25 protein-coding genes, 4 tRNA genes and 1 pseudogene are annotated in these 24,690 nt (G+C 63.0%); 10 read left to right on the top strand and 20 right to left on the bottom strand.

What is annotated here, in order from left to right; all coding sequences use genetic code 11:
- Positions 1 to 614 precede the first annotated feature (614 nt).
- Positions 615 to 1,076: a hypothetical protein gene (locus ACIQTS_RS15940; RefSeq protein WP_105658083.1), complete on the top strand. Its 462-nt coding sequence runs from the start codon at positions 615 to 617 to the stop codon at positions 1,074 to 1,076.
- Positions 1,077 to 1,157: 81 nt separating this feature from the next.
- Here ACIQTS_RS15940 and ACIQTS_RS15935 read toward each other — a convergent pair whose 3' ends face one another.
- From ACIQTS_RS15935 to ACIQTS_RS15890, 10 genes and pseudogenes are all read right to left on the bottom strand, one after another.
- Positions 1,158 to 1,682, bottom strand: a complete 525-nt coding sequence (locus ACIQTS_RS15935; protein ID WP_133834691.1) for a hypothetical protein — start codon at positions 1,680 to 1,682, stop codon at positions 1,158 to 1,160.
- Positions 1,683 to 1,762: 80 nt separating this feature from the next.
- Positions 1,763 to 2,287, bottom strand: coding sequence for an isopentenyl-diphosphate Delta-isomerase (gene idi, locus ACIQTS_RS15930; protein ID WP_402473863.1), 525 nt, complete (start codon positions 2,285 to 2,287; stop codon positions 1,763 to 1,765).
- 26 nt (positions 2,288 to 2,313) lie between these two features.
- The gene (locus tag ACIQTS_RS15925) at positions 2,314 to 3,177 is read right to left on the bottom strand and encodes a prenyltransferase (protein WP_402473862.1); all 864 of its coding nucleotides are present in this window, start codon (positions 3,175 to 3,177) and stop codon (positions 2,314 to 2,316) included.
- Positions 3,174 to 3,494: a lycopene cyclase domain-containing protein gene (locus tag ACIQTS_RS15920; RefSeq protein WP_105658079.1), complete on the bottom strand. Its 321-nt coding sequence runs from the start codon at positions 3,492 to 3,494 to the stop codon at positions 3,174 to 3,176. The genes ACIQTS_RS15925 and ACIQTS_RS15920 overlap by 4 nt, the downstream gene beginning before the upstream one ends.
- Positions 3,484 to 3,846: a lycopene cyclase domain-containing protein gene (locus ACIQTS_RS15915; protein WP_402473861.1), complete on the bottom strand. Its 363-nt coding sequence runs from the start codon at positions 3,844 to 3,846 to the stop codon at positions 3,484 to 3,486. The genes ACIQTS_RS15920 and ACIQTS_RS15915 overlap by 11 nt, the downstream gene beginning before the upstream one ends.
- Entirely contained in the window at positions 3,843 to 5,369 is a 1,527-nt protein-coding gene (crtI, locus tag ACIQTS_RS15910) for a phytoene desaturase family protein (protein ID WP_402473897.1), read from the bottom strand. The genes ACIQTS_RS15915 and crtI overlap by 4 nt, the downstream gene beginning before the upstream one ends.
- A 3-nt stretch (positions 5,370 to 5,372) precedes the next feature.
- Positions 5,373 to 5,441 (bottom strand): annotated as a pseudogene (locus ACIQTS_RS15905) (hypothetical protein); the annotation flags it as partial.
- Positions 5,432 to 6,376, bottom strand: a complete 945-nt coding sequence (locus ACIQTS_RS15900; RefSeq protein ID WP_402473860.1) for a phytoene/squalene synthase family protein — start codon at positions 6,374 to 6,376, stop codon at positions 5,432 to 5,434. The gene ACIQTS_RS15900 and the pseudogene ACIQTS_RS15905, both read right to left, overlap by 10 nt.
- Before the next feature lie 5 nt (positions 6,377 to 6,381).
- The gene (locus ACIQTS_RS15895; RefSeq protein WP_402473859.1) at positions 6,382 to 7,485 is read right to left on the bottom strand and encodes a polyprenyl synthetase family protein; all 1,104 of its coding nucleotides are present in this window, start codon (positions 7,483 to 7,485) and stop codon (positions 6,382 to 6,384) included.
- A 12-nt stretch (positions 7,486 to 7,497) separates the two neighbouring features.
- Positions 7,498 to 7,986 carry a MarR family winged helix-turn-helix transcriptional regulator gene (locus ACIQTS_RS15890; RefSeq protein ID WP_402473858.1) on the bottom strand — a complete coding sequence of 163 codons (489 nt, stop codon included), beginning with the start codon at positions 7,984 to 7,986 and terminating at the stop codon, positions 7,498 to 7,500.
- Between the two features lie 113 nt (positions 7,987 to 8,099).
- On the opposite strand from ACIQTS_RS15890, the gene ACIQTS_RS15885 reads away from it, so the two are divergent.
- Together ACIQTS_RS15885 and ACIQTS_RS15880 are read left to right on the top strand one after the other, a co-directional pair.
- Positions 8,100 to 8,930, top strand: a complete 831-nt coding sequence (locus ACIQTS_RS15885) for a tryptophan-rich sensory protein (RefSeq protein WP_400290928.1) — start codon at positions 8,100 to 8,102, stop codon at positions 8,928 to 8,930.
- Positions 8,927 to 10,390: an SDR family oxidoreductase gene (locus tag ACIQTS_RS15880; protein ID WP_402473857.1), complete on the top strand. Its 1,464-nt coding sequence runs from the start codon at positions 8,927 to 8,929 to the stop codon at positions 10,388 to 10,390. Before ACIQTS_RS15885 ends, ACIQTS_RS15880 begins: the two co-directional genes overlap by 4 nt.
- Before the next feature lie 21 nt (positions 10,391 to 10,411).
- Here the strand turns inward: ACIQTS_RS15880 and ACIQTS_RS15875 are convergent, their stop codons facing one another.
- The 6 genes from ACIQTS_RS15875 to ACIQTS_RS15850 form a co-directional block, all read right to left on the bottom strand.
- Positions 10,412 to 10,972, bottom strand: coding sequence for a MarR family transcriptional regulator (locus tag ACIQTS_RS15875; protein WP_332727839.1), 561 nt, complete (start codon positions 10,970 to 10,972; stop codon positions 10,412 to 10,414).
- A 117-nt stretch (positions 10,973 to 11,089) separates the two neighbouring features.
- A tRNA-Leu gene (locus ACIQTS_RS15870) sits at positions 11,090 to 11,174 on the bottom strand.
- A gap of 92 nt (positions 11,175 to 11,266) precedes the next feature.
- Complete coding sequence (gene bcp, locus ACIQTS_RS15865; protein WP_332595358.1) at positions 11,267 to 11,758, bottom strand: thioredoxin-dependent thiol peroxidase; 492 nt, start codon at positions 11,756 to 11,758, stop codon at positions 11,267 to 11,269.
- Positions 11,759 to 11,824: 66 nt separating this feature from the next.
- A tRNA-Lys gene (locus ACIQTS_RS15860) sits at positions 11,825 to 11,897 on the bottom strand.
- 516 nt (positions 11,898 to 12,413) lie between these two features.
- Positions 12,414 to 12,486 (bottom strand) — tRNA-Lys (locus ACIQTS_RS15855).
- 49 nt (positions 12,487 to 12,535) lie between these two features.
- Positions 12,536 to 12,608 (bottom strand) — tRNA-Lys (locus ACIQTS_RS15850).
- Between the two features lie 173 nt (positions 12,609 to 12,781).
- On the opposite strand from ACIQTS_RS15850, the gene ACIQTS_RS15845 reads away from it, so the two are divergent.
- The 3 genes from ACIQTS_RS15845 to ACIQTS_RS15835 all read left to right on the top strand — a co-directional run bounded on the left by ACIQTS_RS15845 (position 12,782) and on the right by ACIQTS_RS15835 (position 17,275).
- On the top strand, positions 12,782 to 13,714 hold the full coding sequence (locus tag ACIQTS_RS15845) for a 2-hydroxyacid dehydrogenase (RefSeq protein WP_402473856.1): 933 nt from the start codon (positions 12,782 to 12,784) through the stop codon (positions 13,712 to 13,714).
- Between the two features lie 150 nt (positions 13,715 to 13,864).
- A complete protein-coding gene (locus ACIQTS_RS15840) occupies positions 13,865 to 15,709 on the top strand; it encodes an ABC transporter substrate-binding protein (RefSeq protein WP_402473855.1) in 1,845 nt (614 codons plus the stop codon).
- Positions 15,710 to 15,781: 72 nt separating this feature from the next.
- Positions 15,782 to 17,275 (top strand): malate:quinone oxidoreductase, encoded by a 1,494-nt coding sequence (locus ACIQTS_RS15835; protein ID WP_402473896.1) that lies wholly within the window; start codon positions 15,782 to 15,784, stop codon positions 17,273 to 17,275.
- A gap of 70 nt (positions 17,276 to 17,345) precedes the next feature.
- On the opposite strand, the gene ACIQTS_RS15830 is transcribed toward ACIQTS_RS15835, so the two are convergent.
- Complete coding sequence (locus tag ACIQTS_RS15830; RefSeq protein WP_105658066.1) at positions 17,346 to 17,624, bottom strand: hypothetical protein; 279 nt, start codon at positions 17,622 to 17,624, stop codon at positions 17,346 to 17,348.
- A gap of 246 nt (positions 17,625 to 17,870) precedes the next feature.
- Between ACIQTS_RS15830 and ACIQTS_RS15825 the strand changes: the two genes are divergently transcribed.
- Complete coding sequence (locus tag ACIQTS_RS15825) at positions 17,871 to 21,218, top strand: efflux RND transporter permease subunit (protein WP_400290921.1); 3,348 nt, start codon at positions 17,871 to 17,873, stop codon at positions 21,216 to 21,218.
- An 87-nt stretch (positions 21,219 to 21,305) separates the two neighbouring features.
- On the opposite strand, the gene ACIQTS_RS15820 is transcribed toward ACIQTS_RS15825, so the two are convergent.
- The 3 genes from ACIQTS_RS15820 to ACIQTS_RS15810 all read right to left on the bottom strand — a co-directional run bounded on the left by ACIQTS_RS15820 (position 21,306) and on the right by ACIQTS_RS15810 (position 23,118).
- The gene (locus tag ACIQTS_RS15820) at positions 21,306 to 21,944 is read right to left on the bottom strand and encodes a CueP family metal-binding protein (protein ID WP_402473854.1); all 639 of its coding nucleotides are present in this window, start codon (positions 21,942 to 21,944) and stop codon (positions 21,306 to 21,308) included.
- A 34-nt stretch (positions 21,945 to 21,978) separates the two neighbouring features.
- On the bottom strand, positions 21,979 to 22,584 hold the full coding sequence (locus tag ACIQTS_RS15815; RefSeq protein WP_402473853.1) for a DUF305 domain-containing protein: 606 nt from the start codon (positions 22,582 to 22,584) through the stop codon (positions 21,979 to 21,981).
- A 93-nt stretch (positions 22,585 to 22,677) separates the two neighbouring features.
- Positions 22,678 to 23,118, bottom strand: a complete 441-nt coding sequence (locus tag ACIQTS_RS15810; protein ID WP_402473852.1) for a hypothetical protein — start codon at positions 23,116 to 23,118, stop codon at positions 22,678 to 22,680.
- A gap of 219 nt (positions 23,119 to 23,337) precedes the next feature.
- On the opposite strand from ACIQTS_RS15810, the gene ACIQTS_RS15805 reads away from it, so the two are divergent.
- Genes ACIQTS_RS15805 through ACIQTS_RS15795 form a run of 3 tightly spaced genes read left to right on the top strand, consistent with a single transcriptional unit; the run spans position 23,338 to position 24,677 of the window.
- On the top strand, positions 23,338 to 23,790 hold the full coding sequence (locus ACIQTS_RS15805) for a MarR family winged helix-turn-helix transcriptional regulator (RefSeq protein ID WP_181148888.1): 453 nt from the start codon (positions 23,338 to 23,340) through the stop codon (positions 23,788 to 23,790).
- A 34-nt stretch (positions 23,791 to 23,824) separates the two neighbouring features.
- Entirely contained in the window at positions 23,825 to 24,247 is a 423-nt protein-coding gene (locus ACIQTS_RS15800; protein WP_402473851.1) for an organic hydroperoxide resistance protein, read from the top strand.
- Complete coding sequence (locus ACIQTS_RS15795) at positions 24,240 to 24,677, top strand: DoxX family membrane protein (protein WP_105658060.1); 438 nt, start codon at positions 24,240 to 24,242, stop codon at positions 24,675 to 24,677. Before ACIQTS_RS15800 ends, ACIQTS_RS15795 begins: the two co-directional genes overlap by 8 nt.
- Positions 24,678 to 24,690: the final 13 nt, after the last annotated feature.

Below are 24,690 nucleotides of genomic sequence, written 5' to 3'. Positions count from 1 at the left end.
TCCTTTCCATATCTATCTCTTCGTTTGCGCATAAAAAACGCCCCGCGGCCGTCACTACTGACGAAAGGGGGCTTGCGCGTTACCGACGTACTGTCCGTGGTGTTGGACAGTGTCTCAGGCTCCGCGCCTGATAACTAGTAGTACATCGGTGTTTGTTTGCATGCCTCTAGTTTTCTCCACCTCACGGCAAAGAGCAACTAGACACCCTGTTTATCTCATTATATGAGACGGATGTCCAAACCTTGGACGCGACACCGCGAACAAGACTTGGTTATTTCGCTTCCCAGGCACCAACAGCGCCTGTCGAAACGGGATTAGCTGGAGACAAGCACCAGCTGCCTTGGACGCGCATCGCTCGCGCTGCGCACCCCTTGCTCCAAGGAAGCCACCTGCCAGGCAGTTGGTTTCGCTTGCAGCGTTGAGCCGGGAAAGGCATGAGTTCCGTCGATGGCCACACGGGCGCATGGCTTGACGACTCAATTAGCATCCTGGCTCATTAATCCCATTCTAGAAGTCAATATGACCAATCAGATAACCCATGACGTGCCGATGACACATTTCGATAAATGTTGCGACTGGTCAAATTGTCCAAAGTTATCGGTAGAGTATTGGTTATGGACAAGCGCCCAGACGAAAATCCAACCCAGCAGGTAAAGGCCCGCCTCCATGAGGCCTTCGACTCGCAGATCCCCAACTTCGCCAGCTACAATCTCGTGGCGGGCACCGGCATCGCCGGCTCCGGAGGGCTCAAGGTCATTGGATATCGGCGCCAACCAGCGGAACTGATTATTGCGCCAGTGAATGCCAGCAGCTTGGAAGCATCCGAGGATGCGATCAACATCAACAATACGAATGTGAACCAGCTCGCCGAGCTCAGCGATGGCGGCTACGAAATCGCGATCTCTTCGGGCCGGGTGTTCCGCTTCAGCATTCCCGAAGCGCCGAGCATCGACTTGCATGTCGATGATGCCATCAGCATTGGTGCCACCATTGACCAGAAATCAGATGCAGAGGACTTCGCTGATTTCATGGACCACTTCATGAACACCATCGAAGGCACCGAGAACTTCGTATAACCAGCAAGAGAATTCGCCATAGCAAAGGCCATCCCGCCAGCTAGCTCCATTACGAGCTACGCGGCGAGATGGCCTTTTCGCTTACAAAGCCCCGGGATGATTCCCGCGGTAGTCGGAGGCGAGCAGCTGCCCTTCGACGGTGAGGATCTCAACCCGGTCCAACTCGATTGATTCGTAGCCGACGGAGGTCATGACCCGCTCGGCATAGCCGGCAGCACTGCCCTCCGCGATCCAATCACTGCCCTCCACCACAATGGCGAGCACGCCCTGGACCGGAGAGAGCCACCCCACGGTGGCGTACTGGATGGAATCCTGGGCGAATGAATGGAAGCCTGCGGCGCCCTGGCCATTGAGGTACTGGAAGATCTTCTGATCCGCCCATTCCTGGCGCCCTTCGACTTCCTGGAGGTTGTCGGCATACTTCGGCAAGGCCGCGATCTGCTGGCTCACGCTAGGAGTTTGCGCGGATGCTTCGAACTGGAGCGGGGCACAGCTGGCCAGGGACGAAGCCAGCACCAGGCCACCGGCGACCACACTGGCCCTGCGTAACGCATGGATGGCCGCGCCGTGCCGCTGGATACCGGCAGAAATTACTTGAAGCACCATGCAATCGAGCATAGCCAATGACCCGGACAATTCCACAGGAATCACCCTGCACGGATTCCACGCCTGCGGCGGGCCCGGAATCAGCCTTGCTTGGTCTGGTACAGGGACATCCCTGCAGCCTGCATCACCAGCCACGGGCTGAAGGCCCACGGGGTGGCGCGCAGGGCTTCACCGAGTTGTGCCGGATCCACCCAGCAGTAGTCCATGACTTCGTCCGGGTTCGCAGAGATCTCGCTGCCGATTATCGCGGTGAAGACCGGGCAGATTTCGTTTTCCACAATGCCCGAGGCATCCACGGCGCGATAGCGGAAGTCCGGCAGCGCCGATTCGATGCGGCTGACCTTGAAGCCGAGCTCATGGGCCGCGTGGCGCGTAATGGCTTCTTCGAAGCTCTCGCCGGGCTGGGGATGCCCGCAGAAGGAGTTCGTCCAGACCCCTGGCCAGGTCACCTTGGACAGGGCGCGACGCGTCACCAGCACCTGGCCGGCTTGATTCTGCACGTGGCAGGAGAATGCCTGGTGCAGCACGGTATCCGTGGTGTGAACCAATTCTTTCGGGTGCGTGCCAATAGGCTGGCCTTGATCCGAAAGCAAAATGACGTCCATTGAAATCCTTGAATCCCCATCCGGGTCTAGTAGGTGAAAAGTGCCGAAAAGATCAGGAGCATGGTCAGCAGGAAACCGCACAGGTAGTTGATCCACAAGAATCTCTTCCATCCTCGATTAACCGTACCCGAGCTTGCATCGCTGATTCGAAGATGGGGTAGGACGTTGAGCACATAGGGAAGGGCCAGCACCGCCGCCCAGCGGCCAATCCCCGAAAGGCCCACCGCCACGAGCACTCCGGCCAGCAGGTAGGCAGCCAAGACCAAGTAGATGGTCGTGCGGGCCGACAAGGCGGTGGCGATCGAGGACAGCCCGCCTTGGCGATCGGGAACAATATCCTGGATTGCGCCCAGGGCATGGCTGGCCATCCCCCAGAGCAGGAACGCGCCGAAGACCAGCCACTGCTCGGCCTGCACGCTGGCGCCAGCCAGCACCCACCCGTAGACCGCCGGGGAGACGAAGTGCACTGCGCTGGTCAGCGAGTCCAGCCCGGGCCTTTCCTTGAAACGCAGCCGCGGCGCGGAGTAGGCCAGCACCGCAAGGATCGACACGGCCAGAACGAGGTTGGCTGCGCCATCCCCGGCCGCCACGAGCACCGCGAGGAACGGCGCGGCGCACAGGACGCAGGCGATGAGCAGCGACTTATGGCTCTGCCTGGACAGCAGCGCCCCCTCGATTCCTCCCTTGCGCGGATTGCGCAGGTCCGACTCGTAGTCGAAGACATCGTTCACGCCGTACATCAGCAGGTTGTAGGGGAAGAGGAAGAACACCGTGCCCAGGACCAAGCGCCAATCGATCCCGCCGCCGGCCAGCAGATAGGCGGCGGCAAACGGGTAGGCGGTATTCACCCAGGAGATGGGGCGTGAGCTCAATACGATTCCGCGGATCATGAAGCGTCCTTTCTGTGGCTGCGGGCACCGAGCAGCCACCACAGCCCGGGAACCAGGAAGACCGCGCAGGCGGCGTAGAAGAAGTCTTCAATCGGGGCCAGGCCCAGATGCACCCCGGACAGCGTCCCGCTGCCGTAGCCGAACAGCCCGGCGTAGATCATCAGGTTGTCGAAGATCGCGGTGAGCACGAGCATCAAGGCCATGGCAGCGCCCAGCGGCTTGGCGACCGAGCGCAGGCGTTGCTTGCTGGCGGCCAGACCGGCGGCAAAGACGGCCATGGCCGCAAATAGGAAGCAGAAGCTCAATTCAAGGAACATGGTTCTCCCCTAACGTGCGCTTGGGTGCTTTCTGGTTCCGGTTGCGCAGCATGCCGGCCAGCACTGGCAGCCCGGTGAAGGCAATCATGGCGCAATAGCACAAGAAGACCAGGAAGAAGACTTCTTCCACAGGGAACTGCTCGCCCACCATGATTCCGGTCATGAGCTCTGATTCCTTGTGCAGGAAGATGCCCTGCCTGATGGCCAGCACATCCCAGAGCACGAAGAATCCGGTGCCCAGCCCCAGGGCCAGGAGCCCGCGCACCGGGTGGCGGAAGATGAAGAGCTTTCCCTTCGCGTCCAGCAGCCCCATGCAGGCCAGCAGTGCCAGCAAGATGCCCAGGTAGATCATGTTCCTGCCTCCTGCCGCACCGTGGCCGCGAAGTTTTCGTCCATGGGCCCCGCGGCCTTGATCCCGAGCACCGCTTTGGCAGCCAGTTCCCCGCTGATCAGGCACATCGGCACGCCGATTCCAGGGCGCACGGTGCTGCCGGCATAGTGCAGCCCGCCCACCTTGGCGCTGCGGTTGCCCGGACGCAGCATGGCGCTTTGCCCCAGGGTATGGGCCAGGCCCAGCGCACCGCCTTTGAAGGCGCCGTACTGCTGGAGGAAGTCCCCCGGGCCGATGCTCTGGCGCACTACGATCCGCTCGCGAAGATCCTTGATGCCAGCCCATGCGGCCAGCTGGTCGATGGCCGCGTCGGCCACCGCTTCCACCGCGGCATCTCCTGCCCCATCGGCTGCGCCGATCCCCCATTCGGGCATGGCCGGAGCCGGAACCAGGATGAACAGGTTCTCGCAGCCTTCCGGGGCCACCGAGGGGTCGGTGGCACTGGGCTTGCAGACATAGATGCTGGTTTCCGCCTCCAGCATCCGCCCTTGGCGAATCCGCGAGAAATTCTCTTTCCAATCGGTGGTGAACAGCAAGTTGTGGTGCTCCAGCTGCGGCAGCTTGCCGCTGATGCCCAGGCACAGCAGCACCGCGCTGGGGCCGGGGTCTTTGCGCTGGAAGCTCTTGGCGGTATGGGTCTGCAGCTCCTCGGGCAGCAAATGGCCTTCCAGGTGGCGCACATCGGCGGCTGCGATCACCTGGGTCGCCGGGGTGCGCTGCTGCTTGCCGTGCGCGTCGATCCAGCGCACCGCGCTGACCCGGGGATTTTTTCCTGCGCTGGTTTCAATGGCCGTTGCGGTGGCGCCCAAATGGATGGCCGCGCCGTGTTTCCGTGCCAGTTCGGCCATGGCATCGGCAACGGCAGCGAAGCCTCCCATCGGGTATTTCACCCCGTCGGTGAGGTCCAGGTGGCTCATCAGCTGGTAGAGCGCAGGGGTGCGGCTCGGGCTGGAGCCCAGGAACACCGCCGGGTATCCGAGCAGCTGGCGGATCTCGTTGCTCGAAAAGCGCCGGGCGACATGGCTTTCCAGGCTGGAGGCCAGCAGTTGGGCCAGTTGCGGGGTCCGGCGCAGGATCCTTGGGTGCAGCAGGGAGGTGAGCGAGCTGAAATCGTCATAGAGGAAATGCTCCAAGGCCAATTCATAACCCTCCTTCGCTGTGCGCAGGTACCGCTCCAAGGCTGGGCCGCTGCCCGGTTCCAGGGCTTCGAAGAGTCCGCTGGCCGCAGCGCCGGTTCCGACATCCACCGGTTCTTCGCGGTCCTGGAAGAAGGTGCGGTAGCCGGTGGCCAGTTCGCGCAACTTCAGCTGTTCGCTGGCGCTGGTGCCCATGAGCTTGAACCAGTGCTCGAAGACTTCGGGCATCAGGTACCAGGAGGGGCCGGTGTCGAAGCGGAACCCGTCGCGCTCCAGGCGCCCGGAGCGTCCGCCTGGATGCGGCTGCTGTTCGATCAAGGTGACCTTGCAGCCGCGGGCGGCGAGCAACCCGGCGCTGGCCAGGCCGGAGAATCCGCCCCCGATGACTACGACTTCTCTTTGTGCGTGGTTCATCTGCTTGCTACTTCCATTCTTGGCTTGCGGCCGGTGGTGCCCCGGGTGCCCAGCAGCACGCGGGCGGCGATCAGCGCCTTGCGCGGGGCGGAGACCGAGATGCGGGTGCGCAGCAGCTGGGAGGCCGGGGCCTTGTCCAGCTGGGAGTTCAGTTCGCGGAACAGGTCATGGGCCAGGCGCACCGCCCGGGCAGCGGACGGGGCCAGGTAGGGCAGGCCGGCACGGGCCTGGGCCAGGTCCTGCTCGATCTGCGCAACCAGCTTCGCCTTGCTTGGCTCATCGAATCCTGCCGGGTCCAGGCCGGGAAAGTAGCTGCGTCCCAAATCTTCGCTGTCTTCCGCCAGGTCGCGCAGGAAGTTGACCTTCTGGAAGGCCGCGCCCAGGCTGCGGGCGGCGTGCTTGGCGCGCTGCGCCTGGGCAGGCGTCAAGTCCGGCGCGGTGGGCATCGCCTGGAAGACCTGCAGGCACATCAGCCCGATGACTTCGGCCGAGCCGTAGATGTAGTCCTGCAAGCTGCGCGCATCATGCTGCCCGGTGCCCAGGTCCGCGCGCATTGAGGCGAAGAACGGGGCGGTGAGCTCGGCGTGGATGCCGGTGGCCCGGGCGGAAATAGTGAAAGCGTGGACCACCATGTTGGTGCTGTACCCGCGTTCCATGGCGCGCAGGGTTTCTGCTTCCAGCTCGTCCAGGCAGGCGGCGATGGCCTGGTTGTCCAGGCCGGCCTGGCAGGCCACCCCGTCCACGATTTCATCGGCCAGGCGCACCAGCGCGTAGATATTGGCGATGTGCCTGGCGCTGGCGGCATCCAGCAGCTTGCAGGCCAGCGAGAACGAGGTGGAGTATTCGCCCAGTACCACCCTGGCGCTGCGCTGGGCGGTGCGCGAATAGTGCTCCAAGGCGGCGGTGCCTGCGGTGCTGTGAGGGGAATTGTAGGGTTTCATGGCGTTCAGCTGCTTCGATCCAGGATCAGGCCGGTGCACTCGCGCAGCAGCGTCCGGGCTTCTTCGGGCAGGTCCAGGAAGGCCGCGGAGCCGGTGGCCCGCGAGCACAGCTGCTGGGCCAGCTGCCGGGCGAAGCGCTCGGCCCCCTGCGCGGCTAGTTCCTGGCGGATCCGGCCGGCATCCACTGTTCCTTCGCGGAATCCGCCCAGCAGCTTGGCGAATTCGGGTTGCTCGCTGGCCAGGGCCAGCAAGATGGTGCTCTTGAATTCGCGCAAGTCCGATTCCACCGGCTTGCCGGTGCGTGCCGGGTCCCCGAAGGTGCCCAGCACATCATCGATGATCTGGTAGGCCACCCCGAGCTGGCAGCCCACCGCGCCGATGGCCTCGGCCTGGCCGGGGTGCGCCCCGGCCAGGAGCGCTCCGGCCTGCAGCGGCAGCTGGAAGGAGTAGGCCGCGGTTTTCATCTGTTCCATGCGCAGCACCTGGCTGGTGGTGGCTGGAGCCGGGGCCAGCGAGTAGAGCAGGTCCTCGAGCTCTCCGGCCCCTGCCTGCTCGATGGCTTGGAAGAAGGCCTGCTGGACCCCGGCTTCGCTGTCGCTTCCGGCCGCGGCCCTGGCCGCGAGCTTGATCGCTTCGCTGATCAGCAGGTCCCCGGCGATGATGCCCACGGAATTGCCCGCATGCTCGGCGTCGGCCCGGTTCCGGCCGCTGGCGATGGCGTGGTCGCGGTAGAGCGCCGAGATGGTCTTTTCCCCGCGGCGCACGAAGTCGCGGTCCACCACGTCGTCGTGGATCAGCAAGGCGGCGTGCAGCAGCTCGAAGGCGCAGCCCAGGTCGATGGCGCGGGCCTCATTGCGGCCGCCGAAGGCCCGGTAGCCGAGCATTACCAGCCCCGGGCGCATCAGCTTGCCGGTAGCCAGCCGTTCGGAGATCCGGGACCAGAGCAGCGCAGTCTGCGCGGAGTAGGCGGCGCTGCGGTGCTGGGCCTGCGTGGCCAGCAGTTCCAGCCGATCGCTGATGGCGCGCCGGGTGGGTGCATCGATGAGCCCGCCTGAGGCTGGCGCGCCAGCCGCTGCGGCCTGCGGGGCCTGGTGTGTGGTGGTGTGCATTCTCATGGTTCCCTACTGAAAGGATGTGGTGGGGTTTGCTTGGTTCTCTTCGCTGCTCACGGTGTCCCGCGTTTCCAGCTCTCGCCGGGCTTCTTCGAGCAGGGCGCCCAGATTCCTGCGGGACGGCTCGTCCAGCTGCGCGTAGAACGTGTGCAGATTGCGCAGCAGCACCTGCCCTGGCCCGGTGGACACCGGGAAATTGCTCCCCGGGGCCACCAGGGTGCGCCGCCGGTCCGCGGCATGGTGCCTTCTTTCAACCATCCCGCGGGCTTCGAGCCGGTCCAGGACCGAGGTGATTCCTGCCGATGACACTCCCAGTTCGCGGGCCAGTTCCCCGGAGCTGGGCGTTTGCATGGAACGCAGCAGGTTCACCGCACGCAAATCTGTATCGTTCAGGTCAAGGCTGTGGCGCAGGCGCGCTTCGCTCAGTGCATAGGACCGCTGGAGCTTGAGCAGCAACCGGAACACTTCCGAGGCAATCAGCGGACGTGAACAATCCATGATAACTTCTCTCGCGTAGTTGATATTTAGCTTTTCTAGATACATCATGGTTTAACTATCTCGTTTTGTCGACTCGAAGCGGGAAAATTTTCAACCGACATCAGGAGCACACGATGAGCAGTTCCACGGATTCCCCGAATTTTCCCTATCGAGCCCCCGCGTCAGCAACATCCTGGGCACTGCCGGTGTTCACGGCGATTGCCCTGGTCCTGGCCATTGCCGTTTCATTCATCGGAAGCGGGGCCCTGGGCGGAACTCCGGTCCAGCAGGCAGCCGGCGGCTATCTGGGCGCTGACTCGACGCTGCTGGCCCCCGCGGGTCCGGCCTTCTCCATCTGGAGCGTGATCTACGCCGGGCTGGCCGTCTACGGAATCTTCCAGCTCACCCCCGCCGGACGCCGCTCGGCCTGGGCTGCCAAGCTGCGGATTCCCGCGCTGCTTTCCGCATTGCTGAACGCCGCATGGATTACCGTGGTCCAGCTAGGCTGGCTGGGGGCCAGCGTCGCGGTGATCTTCATCCTCGTCGCGTGCTTGGCCTGGATGCTGACCATCATGGTGGCAGGCACCCCGGCTTCGCGCACCGAATACTGGATCATGTGGCTGACCTTCGGCATCTACCTGGGCTGGGTCTGCGTGGCCAGCATCGCCAACACCTCTGCATGGCTGCTCTCCCTGGGCTTTGGCCAGGACGCCTCCTGGGCACCAGGAGCGGCAGTGGCACTGCTGGTGGTCGCAGCGGCCATCGGGCTGGGCACGACCGCCTACTCGGGCAGGATCTTCACCGCCTTGGCCATGGCCTGGGGGCTGGGCTGGATCGGCGTGAGCCGGCTGGCCGGCAGCAACCAGTCCGAACTGGCCGGGTACTCCGCGCTGGGCTGCGCAGCAATGCTCCTGCTCGGATCCATGGTGATCGCGTGGCGCAAGCGCGGGGTTCGAACGCCATGAGCTTGATCGCAGTGACCGGAGCGACCGGATATATCGGCGGACGCCTGGTGCCCCTGCTCTTGCGCAACGGGCACCAGGTCAGGGTTTTCACCCGTGATGCGCAGCGCCTGCGCGATACCCCGTGGCGCGGCCAAGTCGAGATCGTCGAGGGCGACCTGCAAGATGAGCACGCCGTGGCCAAGCTCTGCAAGGACGCGGACCTGCTCTACTACTTGGTGCATTCGATGTCCGGGACCCGGGATTTCGCGGCGCAGGAGAAAGCGTGCGCGCAGGTCATGGCGCAGGTCGTACGCGAACAGGACGTCAGCCAGCTGGTCTATCTTTCCGGGTTGCATCCTGCAGGCGAACTCAGCGAGCACCTGGCCTCGCGCGTGGCCGTGGGGCAGATCCTGTCAGCGGCCGCCAGCACCCTGGTGCTCCAGGCGGGCCTGGTGATCGGCTCCGGCTCGGCCAGTTTCGAAATGGTCCGGCACCTGAGCGATGTGCTGCCGGTGATGCCGGCCCCGCGCTGGGTACTGAACCAGGTCCAGCCCATCGCCATCCGCGACACCTTGCACTACCTGGCGGCCTGCGCCGAACTGGCGCAGCCCGCGCAGGGAACCTATGACATCGGCGGCCCCGGCACCTACAGCTACGCGCAGCTGATGAAGATCTATGCCCAGGTGGCCGGCCTGCGCGAGCCGAAAGTCTGGCCATTGCCGCTGCTCACCCCGCGGCTGGCTTCGCACTGGGTGAATCTGGTGACGCCGCTGCCGCACACCCTGGCTTCCGCGCTGGTGCAGTCGCTGCAGCATGATTGCGTCATGGGCTCGCGGGACATCGACAAGCTGATTGCCCCGCCGGCCCAGGGCTTGTGCGATTATCCGCGAGCGGTGCAGCTGGCACTGGAGAAGATGGATGCCGACGCGGTGCAAACCAGTTGGGCTACCGCCCAGCCGATTTCGGCACCCGCCGAACCGCTGCCCTCTGATCCGGATTGGTCAGGGCGCAAGGCCTACACCGACATCCGCCGCATCAGCACCACGGCAACCGAGGCGCAGCTCTTCAGCGTGCTGCATCGGCTCGGCGGGGAATCACCGTATTTCGCCTTCCCCGCCCTGTGGAAGCTGCGCGGCTTGATGGACAAACTGGCAGGCGGCGTGGGGTCGCGGCGCGGACGCCGCTCGCACAGCACGCTGGCACTAGGAGATGTGGTGGATTGGTGGCGCGTGGAAGCCCTGGAGGAAAACAGCTTGCTGCGCTTGCGCGCGGAGATGCGCGCCCCGGGCCAAGCATGGCTGGATTACCGGATCGACAAGCGAGCTGACGGGCGAAGCGAACTGGTCCAGCGAGCGGTATTCTTCCCGCGGGGCTTGGCCGGACGCTGCTACTGGTGGGCGGTATACCCGTTCCATGGCGCCATCTTCCCGGCCACCATCAAGAACATCGTGCGCGCCGCGGAAAAGCAGGCGGCTGGCTGAGGATCCGGTACGTCCCCGGGACTACTCCGCTTCGCAGGCAGCCGTTGAATCGAGGCTGCTTTCCAAGGCATCGGAGGTCCCGGCAAGGAACCGGATCACTACGTCCCGTTCCTCGGGGCTCATCGCGTTGGCCACTTCGAATCTCTTGGCATGGTGCCGCCCCACTTGCTCGCGTGCTGCCAGATGGGTTTCTTCGATAACCTCGACGCATTGCGAACGCCGGTCGGTTGGATGCCTGGTGCGTCGCACATGGCCGTGGGCTTCCAAGCGGTCAATCATCTTGGTGACCGACGCGCTGGAAATTCCCAGATACTGGCTCAGCGCACCCGGGGTGACGGATTGGCCCGCATGCTTGGCAGAGATCATCTTGCGGATCGCCCGCATATCGGTTTCGTTCAGCTTCATGAACTGCTGGGAGCTGCGCATGATGCGGCGTTCGATCTGGCGCATCCGGCCCATTTCAGCCATGATGCGGTCGATTTGCTCCAGATTGGCAGGAGCGATGCCTGCCCTCTTGATCAGGTCCTGGCCAGGATCGGATTCAGAAAGTCCATACATGGTGGGCAGTTCCTTGGCTGCCATGGTGCCCCTCCTCCTCGGATCGCGGCCGCTTGCCTTGTTTGGATCATACGCTTGGTCAACCGCTGCGGATGCATGCAAAAACCCTGCGGCCGATGGAATCAGACCGCAGGGTTCAGTTGGTGCGAGTAGAGAGACTTGAACTCTCACGTCCGAAGACACTGGAACCTAAATCCAGCGCGTCTACCAATTCCGCCATACTCGCTAGCGCTACACCGGAAACACTGTTTCCTCGAAGGCGACCTCATTTAGTGTAGCGGAAGTTCTGCCTGATATGAAATCAGCCAAACAAGGGGTCTACTTGGGATCAATGCCCAAGTCACGGCGCAGCTTGGCTACATGGCCGGTGGCGCGAACGTTGTACTGCGCCAGCGCGATTTTGCCCTCTTCATCGAGCACGATAGTGGAGCGGATCAGCCCCTCGTAGACCTTGCCGTAGTTCTTCTTTTCTCCCCAGGCGCCGTAGGCTTCAGCTACCGCGTGGTCCTCGTCGGAGAGCAGCGGGAAGTTCAGTTCTTCCTTGGCGACAAACTTTTCCAGCTTGGCGGTCTTGTCCGGGGAAATGCCCAGAACTGCGTAACCCAGGGAGTGCAAGGATTCGAGTGAATCGCGGAAATCGCAGGCCTGCTTCGTGCAGCCCGGGGTGGATGCGGCTGGGTAGAAGTACACGATGGTCTTCTTGCCGCGGTAATCAGCCAAGGCAACAGACTTGCCAGCAGCGTCCTGCAAGGTGAAATCAGGGGCCTGGTCACCGATGGACAGACGGTTAGTCTTTTCGGAAGTACTCATGAGCTGATCCTCTTTTCTTTGCCGTATACAAAAAATCCGACCTGACGAATCAGATCGGATCTACTGTGCGCCCTCCGGGACTCGAACCCGGAACCTAATGATTAAGAGTCATTTGCTCTACCAATTGAGCTAAAAGCGCTTCCTCGCTCTGACTAGTTCTTTTTCAGAACTCGTCTTTGCGACGTAGACAATCATAGGCAGAAATGGTGCAAAAGCAAAAATCGGCCAGTACCCGACCTGAGAACATAAATGTCCAAGTCAGATTCATAATATCACTATTTGCTCGGCTTGAAAGTAATCTAAAACACACATAGTTTTCCGGTCCGGACCTAGCTATCCACCCTGGCACGGCGGGGGCAACTCCAGGATTTGCCACTCGCGGCCAGCACTCCCCCTCGGTTCCGGTCCGCACGGCACCCCGGGCGCACCTTCAGCAATGATTTCCAGGAAGCCGCAGCGTGGCGTCGCCCGAAGGTTCAGCCGCAGCTAGCCACTTTCCTGCCAGTGGCCTGGGACCCCCTTTCCCCAATCCCCTCCCGGCTCCGGCGCGGGCCAGCCTACTGGGGGCCACAGGCCAAAGTACTCCCGCGTCAAGCGCTGGCTGGTCCACCGGGACAAACAAAAAAGGCCAGACCGAAGCCTGACCTTTGTTTTGTGCGCCCTCCGGGACTCGAACCCGGAACCTAATGATTAAGAGTCATTTGCTCTACCAATTGAGCTAAAAGCGCGTATTTATTTATGAAAACAAGTTGTCTGGTGAACCGAACAAATTGTTCGTGCGCCCCCCGGGACTTGAACCCGGAACCTAATGATTAAGAGTCATTTGCTCTGCCAATTGAGCTAGAGGCGCCCGCTGCGATGTTCTAGAAGCTTTTCGGGCTTCGCGCTTTCGCAACGAGATAAAACTTTACCAGCAATTTCCCTCAGCGCAAATTCGGGGGCCAGTATTCTGCGGTGACCTTCATTACAGGACATGACTAGGGGTTACTACCAAAGCGCGGATGGGGTTTGTACAGTGTTTCCATGAGCACCCAACGAACGATTTCATTCCCGACACAAGATCTGATTGATGCGGTCGGTCCGATCCCGGAAAACCTCAAAGCTGTGCTCTGGGACCTGGAGAGCACCCCCGGAACTACGCTGGAAGAAATCGACATTGCCATCCTTCCCTATATGTCGAATCCCCAGACGCTGAAGAACATCCGCAAGGCACCGAACGTCAAGATCGTCCAGACCCAGACCACCGGCTTCGACGGAATGGTTGACCTGATTGGCGATCGCGCAAATATCAATACCGCGGCCGGCGTCCACGCGGCGGCTACCGCCGAGATGGCCATCGGCCTGGCCATCGCATCCCTGCGCGGCTACCCGCACGCGGTCCGAGACCAGCAACAAGGCCGATGGAATCCCCAGCAGTGGCCCGGCTTGGCTGATCGGACGGTGGCATTGGTTGGCGTGGGCGGCATCGGCGAAGAGATCCGCAAGCGCCTGGAGCCCTTCGAGGTCAATCTCCTGCGCTTCGGCTCCACGGCCCGCACCGATGAGCATGGCGAGGTCTTCGCAACTTCGGATCTCGCAGCGCGCGCGGCGGAGATCGAAGTGCTGATCCTGATCGTGCCGCTCAACGATTCCACCCATCATCTGGTTGACGCTGATCTGCTGGCTAAGCTTCCCGACGGTGCAACCGTGGTCAACGTCGCGCGCGGCCCGGTGGTGGATACCGAGGCAATCGTGGCAGAAGTCGCTTCGGGCCGCTTGAATATGGCATCGGATGTATTCGATCCAGAACCCCTGCCGGCCGATCACCCATTGTGGCAGCACCCCAATGCCTTGGTCATTCCCCACAACGGCGGCAACACCAAGGCGTTCTTCCCGCGCATGGTGAAGTTGCTCAAGAAGCAGGTGCAGGCCTGGGCCGCGGGCAACGACGGCGAGAACCTCGTGCACCGCAGCTAACAATTTAGCGACAGTTGAAGGCTCCGGGAGTTTTGGCTCCCGGAGCCGTGGCCGTGGTGCGCTATCTTTGATAAATACCTTTGCGCACATTTACTTGCTTGTTCCCTGCGCGAAGCAGTACCGCCTGCCATAGGAAGATGAGTCATCCCAGTGCCCGAATTGCCATTGAAACTCGTATCACGACGCGCATTGCTGACCGGTACATTGGCGACTACCGCACTGGCACTGACCGCCTGCACCGGAAACCCGGGGCCCGCGTCCTCCGCTTCGCCCACAGCCTCGGCCAGCGCACCGCGCATTCCCCGGACCCTGCGCCTGGCAGCAGCCGCTCCCCCGGTCAAGCTGGATCCGGCCATCGTGGCAGATAACGAATCCTTCCGGATCACCCGCCAGGTGTACGAGACGCTGGTCGATATCGATCCCGATACCGGTGGCGCCGTAGCCGGCCTGGCCGAATCCTGGACCGAAAGCCCTGATGGCTTGCGCTACACCTTCACCCTGCGCGAAGGCGTGCTCTTCCACGACGGCACCGAATTGACCGCAGAAGCAGTTGTCGCCAACTTCAACCGCTGGGAAAACTTGTCTCCGCAGCTGCGCGCTTCATCCAGCCAGGGCTTTGCCAATGTTTTCCACTTCGACAGCGACATCCCCAAGCTTCCAACCGCCAAGGAACTCGAAGAAGAGTTCAAGAGCGCTGCCGACGCCAGCGAAGAGGAACTGGCCACCCAGCAGCTGCGCACCAAGCAGCTTGAAGAGCTGACCAAGAAGTTCGACACCAAGCTCTTCGAGGGCAAGTCCGCAGCCGGTTCCGCAAGCTATTTCGAATCCGTCAAGGCAACCGGCAAGTACCTGGTCGCCTTGAACCTGCGCCGCCGGCTGCCAGGGCTGATCGAAGCGCTGACCTTGCCGGGCATGGCCATTGCCGCGCCCAGCGCGTTGACCGGCGGCCCCGGGCAGAACCCGGCCGAGTCGCTCTCCACCCACCCGGTGGGTACCGGGCCATACACTTTCGTTTCCCATGAGAACAATGTGGTGCGCCTGGAGATCTTCAAGGACTATTGGAATCAACCGCGGCTGTCCAATAACACCGCGCATCCCGAGGTTGCGCTGATCTCTGCTGTTCCTTCGCCCTACAATCGCGAAGGCGCACTGCTGGCCGATGAAATCGACGGCTTCGACATGGTCTCGGTGGACATCATGCGCACGCTGGTGCGCAATGCCAAGGTGGTTGTCCAGCGCGATCCCTTCTCCGTGCTCTACCTCGGCATGAACCAGCGCAATAAGTGGCTGGCCAAGCCGGAATTCCGCATGGCCATTGCGCACGCGGTCAACCGCAGCTCGCTGGCTGAGAAGCTGTTCCTGCAAGGGTCCAAGCACGCTTCGACCCTCTTGCCCTCTGCCTTGAGCATTCCGGCACCGGAAGATACGCCGAACCACGATGCGTCGAAGGCCAAGACCTTGCTGGCCGAGCTGGGTTACAAGGGCGAACAGATCGAGTTCGCCTACCCGCTGCAGGTTTCGCGCAACTACCTGCCGCTGCCTGAACGCACTTTCGCGCAGATCGCCGAGGACCTCGCCGCAGTGGGGATCCGCATCAAGCCGCGCCCGATTGCATGGACCGACGGCTACGTGCAGACCGTGCGGTCCAAGGACTTCGAGGGACTGCACCTGCTGGGCTTCTCCGGCGGCTACCGTTCGGCAGACGACTTCCTTTCCGGCATTTTGGCGGCCAAGGAGAATGAGTTCGGATACACCTCGACGTTACTTGACTCACAGATCATGCTGGCCCGTTCCATCCCTTCCGGGGAGGAACGGACCGCCGCCTATGCCGATATCCTCAAGACCCTGAACGCGGATCTGCCCGCGCTCCCACTGGTCTTTCCGATCTCTGCGCTGGCGTTTAACGGCAACGTCACCTTCTATCCGCCATCGCCGATGCTCAACGAGTGCTACGCGGATGTGCAGATGGCAAACTCGCCGTCTATCTCAAGTTAGTGACCGTTAACCCAGTTAACGATTTCTAACCCCCGGGGATATAGGTCTACTCTGGGAGAGAGCAAAGTATCACTGTCGATGGAGATCCTCGTGCCTTCTGAAACGTCAACCGAATCTTTTGACGTAGTACTAATCGGTGCCGGCATCATGAGTGCCACCCTTGGCACCATGATCAACCAGCTGGAACCAACCTGGTCCATTGGTCTTTTCGAGAACCTGGACAAGGCCGGGCAGGAATCCTCCTCCCCTTGGAACAACGCAGGTACCGGCCACTCGGCACTGTGCGAACTGAACTACACCGCTGCCAAGGCTGACGGATCGGTCGATCCGGCCAAGGCCATTGGCATCAACGAGCAGTTCCAGGTTTCCCGCCAGTTCTACTCGTGGGCCGTCGAGAACAACCGCGTTGCCGACAACAGCTTCATCAACGCCCTGCCGCATATGTCCTTCGTCATCGGCGAGGACCACTCCAAGTACCTGCAGACCCGCTACGAGGCACTGAAGCCCAATGCGTTGTTCGAGGAACTGGAAATCACCAACGACCTGGACACCATCAACCAGTGGACCCCGCTGGTGGCCAAGGGCCGCGATGCCTCGCAGAAGGTTGCCGCATCCCGCGTTTCCTCCGGTACCGATGTCGACTTCGGCCGCCTGACCCGGGACCTGACCGACTCGCTGGGCGCCGCTGGCGCCTCGGTGAACTACGGCCACAAGGTCAAGGGCATCAAGCGTTCGGGCGCCGGCTGGGAACTGAGCGTCAAGGACAACGCTTCGGGCGCAGTCAAGAACGTCAAGGCCAAGTTCGTGTTCGTCGGTGCCGGCGGTGGCGCACTGCCGCTGCTGCAGAAGGCCGGCATCGACGAGATCAAGGGCTTCGGCGGCTTCCCGGTCTCCGGTCAGTTCCTGCGCTGCACCGATGAGACCGTCATCAACCAGCACCACGCCAAGGTCTACGGCCAGGCTTCGGTGGGCGCTCCTCCAATGTCGGTACCGCACCTGGATACCCGCTTTGTCGACGGCAAGCGCTCGCTGATGTTCGGCCCCTACGCCGGCTTCTCGATGAACTTCCTGAAGTCCACCGGCCAGCTGGATCTCCCCTTGTCCCTGCGCCCGCACAACATCATCCCGATGCTGGCAGTCGGCAAGGACAACCTGGATCTGACCACTTACCTGATCAAGGAAGTTCTCAAGTCCCGCTCCAAGAAGGACGAGGCGCTGGCCGAGTACTTCCCGGATGCAGATGGTTCCAAGTGGGAGCTGATCACCGCTGGCCAGCGCGTTCAGGTCATCAAGAAGGATGCCAAAAAGGGCGGCGTGCTGCAGTTCGGCACCGAGGTCATCACCTCCTCGGACGGCTCGATCTCCGGCCTGCTCGGCGCTTCGCCAGGCGCTTCGACCGCTACCCCGATCATGGTCGGGCTGCTTTCGCGCTGCTTCCCCAAGCAGTTCGCAGGCTGGGAGTCGAAGCTCAAGGACATGATTCCTTCCTACGGCCAGAAGCTGAACGAGAACCCAGCACTCTACGCTGAGGTCAAGGCAGCCACCGACAAGTCCCTGGGACTGTAGGCACCAAGCACAACGAGAACCGCCCACCAGCTTTGGTGGGCGGTTCTCGCATATTCGGGCACTGGTCGGGCTATGGCCGGTCCAGCGGCTCGCCGTAGGGGTAGTCCACCCAGGCACCGGCGCCAAGGCCGGGGCAATGGCGTTCGGCGCCGTGGCGCGTGCACGAGGCATCGGCGGGATACCGGTGCCCTTGCAGCAATTTATCGGCCTCGGCCCAGCCCAGGCCGGAGACTTCCCGCCCGTCGGCGTAGCGCAGGGCGTAGCTGAAATAGCGGTACCTGATCCTGATTAGCCGCCGGATCCCTTGCTGCGCGGTGGCTTGCACCGCAATCGGCATCTGCAGACTCATGTCCCCAGTATTCCATGCGGCTAGCAGCCACCGCCTTCCCTTAGAATCGGGCAGGCGCTCCAGCAGCGCTGCGCGCGCCGCGGCATCGGCAGCATTGGCACATGCGGGCGGGCCCCAAGCAGCTTCGGGGTAATCCATTGGGATGATTTTGCGTGCTTTACATCTCCCGGTGACTGTTGAGCAATGGCAACCAACTAAAGTTGAGATCAGCCCCTCCCACTGCGACACAGCTAGGACCACACCCGCATGCAGCGCTTGGCCATCTTGTCATTGAAAAACCGGGCGCTCATTGCGCTCATCACGGTTTTCGCCGCCGTCTTCGGCGTGATTTCCATGGGATCGCTCAAGCAGGAGCTGATCCCCGCCCTGGAATTCCCCCAGATCTCGGTCATGGCAACCCAAATGGGCTCCAGCCCCGAGGTGATCGACGAGCAGGTGGCCGAACCGCTGGAAACCGCTTTGCAGGCAGTTGAGGGCCTGGAATCCTCCACCGCTACCTCGCAGACCGGCTTCACCCGCATCTCGCTGACCTTCGAATACGGCACGGACATGGACCGTGCCCGGACCCAGGTGGAACGGGCCATTGCCAATTCCAAGGCCCAGCTTCCCGAGGATGTCGAGCCTACCGCCTTCGCCGGCTCCATCGCGGACTTCCCGGTCCTGGCCCTGGCCGTCTCCTCGGACCAGTCCCTGGAAGCGCTCAACGACGACGTGGAGCGCCTGACCCTGCCCAAGCTGCAGAAGATCGAGGGGGTCCGCGAGGCCTCGGTCTCCGGTGGCGCCTCCCAGCACATTGCGGTGATCCCGAAAGACGACCAGATGCGCGATGCCGGCTTGGCCGTCACGGATCTGAAGGACGGCATCGAGAACGCCGGCTCCCCCATGCCCATTGGCAACATGGACGTCGATGGCCTGGAACTGCCGGTCATCGCCGGCTCCACCCCGGACAGTTTGGAGGCCATCAAGGAGATCCCGCTGGTCACCGATGGCGGTCCGGTGCTGCTCAAGGACGTCGCCGAGGTCTCCGTCAAGGCCGATGAGGCCACCAGCATTACCCGCACCAACGGCGAGGAGACCCTGTCCATCCAGGTCACCAAGACTCCCGATGGAGACACGGTAGCCATTTCGCACGCGGTCACCGCAATGCTTGCCGACCTGCAGTCCGAGCTGGGCCACAAGGCCACCTTGACCACGATCTTCGACCAGGCACCCTTCATCGAGGACTCGATCAAGCACCTGGCGCTGGAAGGCGCCCTGGGCCTGGGCTTCGCGGTAATCATCATCTTGGTGTTCCTGTTCTCGGTACGCTCCACCCTGGTCACCGCGATCTCCATCCCGCTGTCCCTGATGGCCACCTTCATCGGGATGAATGCCTTTGGATACACGCTGAACATGCTCACCTTGGGCGCATTGACCATTTCCATTGGCCGCGTGGTGGATGACTCGATTGTGGTGATCGAGAACATCAAGCGCCACCTGTCCCATGGCGAATCCAAGGCTCAGTCGATCCTGCTGGCGGTCAAGGAAGTGGCCGGCGCCATTACCGCGGCGACCCTGACCACCGTGGCGGTCTTCTTGCCGATCGCCCTGGTGGGCGGCATGGCCGGCGAACTGTTCAGCCCGTTCGCGCTGACCATGACCATCGCGCTGCTGGCGTCGCTGCTGGTATCGCTGACCATTGTTCCGGTACTGGCGTACTGGTTCCTACCGCACCGCCCGGGCAGCGGCGAAACCCATACCGTGCATGTGGCCGAAGACAAGTCGTGGTTGCAGCGTGCCTACATTCCGGTGCTGGAGGGGACCCAGAAGCACCCGGTCATCACCTTGCTGGCATCGGTGCTGGTTCTTGCCGGCACCGTGGCCATGACCCCGCTGCTGAACACCAACCTGCTGGGCTCCACCGGCGAGAACTCCATTTCCATCACCGCCAAGATGCCTTCGGGCACCTCCATGGAAACCACCGAAAAGCAAGCGGCAAAGATCGAGACCGGGCTCGCTGATATCGAGGGAATCGAAGATGTCCAGCTGACCGTGGGCACCGCCAGCGGCATGGCTGCCATGTTCTCCTCCGGCTCGGATACCGCAAGCTTCACCGTGATCACCGATGCCGATGCCGACCAGGAAGCGCTGACGAACACGGTTCGCGAGCAGGTGGAAGGCCTGGACCTGGCCGAGGACCTGGACCTGAGCTTCGGCTCGAACTCCTCGGCCATGATGTCCAGCGATGTCACCATCGAGATCAAGGCCCCGGACGAGGGGATCCTGCGCGAGGCGACCTCCACGATGCGCGAAGCACTGGAAGGTACCGCGAACGTCACCGAAATCTCCGATAACCTCTCTGCCGAACGCGAGCAGGTGTCCATCGATATCGATGCGCAGAAGGCTGCCGAGGCGGGATTGACCGAGACTCAGCTCGCTGGCATGGTCGCTTCGCAGGTCTCCCCTGTTCCGGCAGGCACCTTGCGCCTGGACTACACCGACATGACGGTGCAGATCGGCGAGGGGATGGATCTGGACAGCCTGGCGAAGCTGCGCGAGCTGCAGATCCCTACCGCCACCGGCATCAGGGAACTGCAGGATCTGGCCACCGTTGAGCGTGCCAAGGTGGTCCAGCAGGTCACCACCTCCAACGGCGAGCGTATCGCTACGGTCACCCTGGCTCCGGTGGAGAACATGCTCGGAGAGGTGTCCAAGGACGTCGCCGCGAGCCTGGACTCGGTGCAGCTGCCCGAGGGCGCCACCGCGGAGATCGGCGGCGCGGCAACCGAGCAGGCCGAGTCCTTCAACCAGCTGTACCTGGCGCTGCTGGCAGCCATCGCGATTGTCTACGTGATCATGGTGGCCACCTTCAAGTCGCTGATCCAGCCGCTGATCCTGCTGGTCTCGATTCCCTTCGCGGCGACCGGCGCTATCGGCCTGCTGCTGATCTCGGGGATCCCGCTGGGTTTGCCTTCGCTGATCGGCATGCTGATGCTGGTGGGCATCGTGGTGACCAACGCGATTGTGCTGATCGACTTGATCAACCAGTACCGCCAGGACAGCGCCGAGCGACCGGCCATGTCCCTGGAGGATGCCATCATGCACGGCGCCCGCCAGCGCCTGCGCCCGATCCTGATGACCGCCCTGGCTACCATCTTCGCGCTGGTGCCGATGGGCCTGGGCCTGACCGGCCAGTCCGGATTCATCTCCCAGCCGCTGGCCGTGGTGGTGATCGGCGGCCTGGTCTCGTCCACCGTGCTCACCTTGATCCTGGTGCCGGTGCTCTACCGCTTGGTCGAGTCCCGCAAGGAGAAGAACGCCAAGGCCCGCCGCGCGCGCAAGCATTCGGCGCAGCAGCATATCGCTGCCCAGGACCTGTCCCGGGCGATGGACAGCGCCAGCGCCAAGATCGTTCCGGGCGCTGCGCCAGAAGCCGCGGCCACGGAGGCCTCGAAGACCGCAGATGCCGGGAAGAGCCCCGCGGCTAAGCCCGCGCCTGCCGAAGCCGCTGGCCAGGTCGTCAACCCGTTGACCGGCCAGATCCCGGTCTCGCGCAAGGAACGCCGGGCCTTCGAAGAGCTGATGAAGCAGGCACCGCCCAAGCCCAACGACTAGGCTTTGGCGACGCCATGACTCGGGCCTGCAACCACCTTCGTGGTTGCAGGCCCGAGTCCGTTTGCGCGCTGTCCGCGGCCGCTGGCCCTAGACTAGCCGCAGCTCCGTCAGGCAGGTTGCGCTGGACTGCCCGGCGGTGGACACCGTGGTCTTGGCGCTCTTCCCCTGGCAGATGAATTCAAGGTCCACCGTGATTCCCCGCGGAACCCAGAGGCCGATGAATCCGTTGTCGAAGGTTTCCATGCCCTGGTCCACCAGCACCTCCCCGGTCTCGGCGTTCACGGCCTTGACCCCCACTTCCTTGCCTTGCAGCTGCCCAAGGCAGGTGGTGAGGCTATGGAAATGGCAGCTGTGCGTCTGGTCCACATAGGGCGCGGCCGAAAGATAGTACTGGCCTTCCGGCAGCGGCAGGTTCGCGGTGCGTCCCGACGCATCGGCCAGCACCAGCTGCGTTGGCTGCACCATGGCAGTGAAGTTCTCCGGCCGCTGCTCCTGCGGCAAGCGATCGAGCCGGTCGATGGCCGCCTTGGCGTCGAGTCCTTCCAGTCCAAGGTCGGCGAGGAACTGACCGGTGTCCTCTGCTGCAACCACCGTAGGCTCGGGCTGCGCAACGGGTGCCGCAGCGGTGCTGCATCCGGCCAGCACGGCCAGCGCGAGCAGCGAACCGGCGCCCGTGGCCGCAATGCGGGCACGGTAGCTCTTGCCGCCGGCAAATATTCCAGACATGGCCACTCCCAACCTTCCTGTCTCCAATTCCGGGCTACAGCGTCTCAAGCAGCTGCTTCATCTCATTGATTTCCTTGGTCTGGGAATCAACGATCTGCTGGGCCAGGTCGAGGGCCGCCGGGTAGCTTCCCTCGCTGATCTCGGTCTTGGACATCTCCACGGCGCCTTCGTGGTGCATGATCATCTGCTCGAGAAAGAGCCGGGCAGCGTCGGAGCCGGTCGCGTCTTCCAGCGCCTTGATCCCCTCTTCCGGGACCATCCCGTCGCCGTGGTCCATACTCCCGTGATCCATCCCGCCGGACATATTCCACTCGGAAAGCCAGCGGTCCATGCGTTCGATCTCCGGGCCTTGCGCAGCCTGGATCCTTTCGGCCAGGGATGCCACCTCGGCGGGAATCCCGGATTTGCCCAGCAGGATGCCGGACATCTCGATCGCCTGTTCGTGGTGCACCTTCATGCCCGCGGCGAAGGCCATATCGGCGTCGTTGGCCGACGCGGACTGGTCCATGGAATGCCCGGAATGCGAACCGGAGGCCGAGGCGCTCGGCGCCTCGGTGCTTGCTGGTTCCCCTGCGCATCCGGCGAGGGCGAGCGTTGCACCCAGTACGAGGGCGCTGGAAATGAGGGTCTGCTTGTTCATGGTGATTCTCCTAGTGGATCTGGAACGTGAGCGGCGTACGCCTGCGGCGGCGCCGGAACTAGCTGGAGGCCAGTGCATCGACCGGCCAAGTTCTCACGTTCGGCAGATCCCCAACGCAACCAGATCAGGTTTATCCGGCGCGATCCCCCGCAGTTCCGATGCCACGCACAAGGTCAGCGGGAACACCGCCCGGAGAACGGCTACGGTCTGCGGCGGCCGCAGGAACAGCAGCATGGCCAGCAACGCCAAGACGCAACCGGCGGCGGCCATCTCATGGCCCATCGGGCAGTCGGTACAGCCCTGCTCCCCGCCGCCCGCATCGGCTGGCGGAGCATGGTGCGCGGGCTGGGTGTGAGCCGGATGCGCCTGCGCGACCGGGGCTGGGGCCGGGGATTGCGCCGAGGCTCCATGATGCATCACATGCATCGAGAACAAGCCGAAAAGCACCGCGCTGATCAGCAGCAGCGAGCGGACTACCGCCAGGCGGGGGCAGGTGCGCCCTCCGGCCTTCGCCAGGTAGTTGCCGATGCTCATGGATCCCAGCTTAGCGACGCCAACGCAAGGGCGCGAAACATGCCCCCATCAGCCGGCGGGACAAGATCCCTGCCGGTGCTCCGGCCCGTCACTGTCCCCCGATTCCAGTGCCGGTCCGGCTCGAATTCAAAGCCCCCGTCCTGCGGTCCGCGCAGCGCCACGCCTGGCGAATCGATAATTTAAGTTGCGCACAATTGAATTGCGTGCAATCATTATTCCATGGCAATAGTTGACGACATGGTGTGCTTCTCCCTCTACTCGGCCAGCCGGGCCACCACCCGCGCATATACCGAGCTGCTCGCCCCTTGGCAGCTGACTTACACCCAGTACCTGGTGCTCGTTGCACTGTGGTCCGAAGGCGATAAGCCGGTGCGCGAAATCGGCGAGATGCTCCAGCTGGACTCCGGGACCCTGTCCCCGCTGCTGCGCCGGCTGGAACAAAAGGACTTCATCGAACGCCAACGCGATGACCAGGACAGCCGCGTCGTCAACGTCCGCCTGACCCCCGCTGGCGTATCACTGCGCAAGGAATTGGCGCATATCCCGGCGCAGATCGCCTGCGGCACCGGGTTGCCGGATATGGAAAGCGCCAAAGCGCTGCTGGCATCCCTGCACCGCATTACCGCCTCCATGCAGCAAATCCCCGCTCCGGACCAACCCTCCGGAAAATAGCTACCAGATTTCACCCTCATCGAAAGGCAGTTTCATGGAAACCCTGTACATCGCTGAATCCCTGTCCACCGGCCAAGGCCGCGAAGGCCGCGTCCAGACCCCGGACGGCAAGCTCGATCTGGCCCTGGCCTCCCCGGCAGAACTGGGCGGCTCGGGAGCCGGCACCAACCCGGAACAGCTGTTCGCCGCGGGCTACGCCGCCTGCTTCCACTCGGCATTGAATATGGTGGCGCGCGGCCGCAAGGTCAAGATCGAGGACTCCAGCGTCGGCGGCCGAGTCCACCTGAACCGCGACGGAGAGAACGGGTTCAAGCTCTCGGTTGAGCTGGAAGTCATCATTCCCGGCATGGAACCCGCACTGGCCCAGGAACTGGCCGATGCGGCCCACCAGGTCTGCCCCTACTCCAACGCCACCCGCGGCAACATCGATGTCCTGGTCAGCGTCAGCGATGACTAGGTCCCCGGCGGCGAAGCCCCTGGGAATTGCCCGGCACGGCGCACGGATTGCGCTCGGGGCATTCCTGGGCTTCGCCGGGGTCAGCCACCTGACCTTTGCCCGCGAGGAATTCCGCGCCCAGGTCCCGGACTTCGTCCCGCTGGATCCGGACCTGACGGTCATCCTTTCCGGTGTCGCCGAAATCGGCCTGGGACTTTCCCTGCTGGCGCTGCTCAAGAAGCGGGTCGCCGTGGGCTGGATCGCCGCGCTCTTCTTCGTCGCGGTATTCCCCGGCAATCTCGCCCAGTGGCAGGAGGGACGCGACGCGTTCGGCCTGGACACCGACGGGAAACGGCTTGCCCGGCTCTTCTTCCAGCCAGCGCTGGTAGCGCTTGCCCTATGGAGCACCGCCGCATGGCGGGACCGAGCCCAGCTTCGGTCCAAGGCCTAGCAACGCCAGCCAC

The sequence above is a fragment of the Glutamicibacter sp. NPDC090743 genome (assembly GCF_044769125.1).
GTDB lineage: Bacteria > Actinomycetota > Actinomycetes > Actinomycetales > Micrococcaceae > Glutamicibacter.
This window is presented reverse-complemented; position numbering and strand designations above follow the sequence as displayed.

Excerpts from the sequence above, each read along its gene's own strand:
- ACIQTS_RS15820 (WP_402473854.1), bottom strand. The coding sequence starts at position 21,944 with ATGTCTGGAATATTTGCCGGCGGCAAGAGCTACCGTGCCCGCATTGCG.
- idi (WP_402473863.1), bottom strand. The coding sequence starts at position 2,287 with ATGGACGTCATTTTGCTTTCGGATCAAGGCCAGCCTATTGGCACGCAC.
- ACIQTS_RS15810 (WP_402473852.1), bottom strand. The coding sequence starts at position 23,118 with ATGAGCATCGGCAACTACCTGGCGAAGGCCGGAGGGCGCACCTGCCCC.
- ACIQTS_RS15925 (WP_402473862.1), bottom strand. The coding sequence starts at position 3,177 with ATGATCCGCGGAATCGTATTGAGCTCACGCCCCATCTCCTGGGTGAAT.
- ACIQTS_RS15940 (WP_105658083.1), top strand. The coding sequence starts at position 615 with ATGGACAAGCGCCCAGACGAAAATCCAACCCAGCAGGTAAAGGCCCGC.
- ACIQTS_RS15895 (WP_402473859.1), bottom strand. The coding sequence starts at position 7,485 with ATGCACACCACCACACACCAGGCCCCGCAGGCCGCAGCGGCTGGCGCG.
- ACIQTS_RS15815 (WP_402473853.1), bottom strand. The coding sequence starts at position 22,584 with ATGAACAAGCAGACCCTCATTTCCAGCGCCCTCGTACTGGGTGCAACG.
- bcp (WP_332595358.1), bottom strand. The coding sequence starts at position 11,758 with ATGAGTACTTCCGAAAAGACTAACCGTCTGTCCATCGGTGACCAGGCC.
- ACIQTS_RS15885 (WP_400290928.1), top strand. The coding sequence starts at position 8,100 with ATGAGCAGTTCCACGGATTCCCCGAATTTTCCCTATCGAGCCCCCGCG.
- ACIQTS_RS15830 (WP_105658066.1), bottom strand. The coding sequence starts at position 17,624 with ATGAGTCTGCAGATGCCGATTGCGGTGCAAGCCACCGCGCAGCAAGGG.
- ACIQTS_RS15795 (WP_105658060.1), top strand. The coding sequence starts at position 24,240 with ATGACTAGGTCCCCGGCGGCGAAGCCCCTGGGAATTGCCCGGCACGGC.
- ACIQTS_RS15825 (WP_400290921.1), top strand. The coding sequence starts at position 17,871 with ATGCAGCGCTTGGCCATCTTGTCATTGAAAAACCGGGCGCTCATTGCG.
- ACIQTS_RS15845 (WP_402473856.1), top strand. The coding sequence starts at position 12,782 with ATGAGCACCCAACGAACGATTTCATTCCCGACACAAGATCTGATTGAT.
- ACIQTS_RS15805 (WP_181148888.1), top strand. The coding sequence starts at position 23,338 with ATGGCAATAGTTGACGACATGGTGTGCTTCTCCCTCTACTCGGCCAGC.
- ACIQTS_RS15875 (WP_332727839.1), bottom strand. The coding sequence starts at position 10,972 with ATGGCAGCCAAGGAACTGCCCACCATGTATGGACTTTCTGAATCCGAT.
- ACIQTS_RS15920 (WP_105658079.1), bottom strand. The coding sequence starts at position 3,494 with ATGTTCCTTGAATTGAGCTTCTGCTTCCTATTTGCGGCCATGGCCGTC.
- ACIQTS_RS15890 (WP_402473858.1), bottom strand. The coding sequence starts at position 7,986 with ATGGATTGTTCACGTCCGCTGATTGCCTCGGAAGTGTTCCGGTTGCTG.
- ACIQTS_RS15935 (WP_133834691.1), bottom strand. The coding sequence starts at position 1,682 with ATGGTGCTTCAAGTAATTTCTGCCGGTATCCAGCGGCACGGCGCGGCC.
- ACIQTS_RS15915 (WP_402473861.1), bottom strand. The coding sequence starts at position 3,846 with ATGATCTACCTGGGCATCTTGCTGGCACTGCTGGCCTGCATGGGGCTG.
- ACIQTS_RS15800 (WP_402473851.1), top strand. The coding sequence starts at position 23,825 with ATGGAAACCCTGTACATCGCTGAATCCCTGTCCACCGGCCAAGGCCGC.
- ACIQTS_RS15900 (WP_402473860.1), bottom strand. The coding sequence starts at position 6,376 with ATGAAACCCTACAATTCCCCTCACAGCACCGCAGGCACCGCCGCCTTG.
- ACIQTS_RS15880 (WP_402473857.1), top strand. The coding sequence starts at position 8,927 with ATGAGCTTGATCGCAGTGACCGGAGCGACCGGATATATCGGCGGACGC.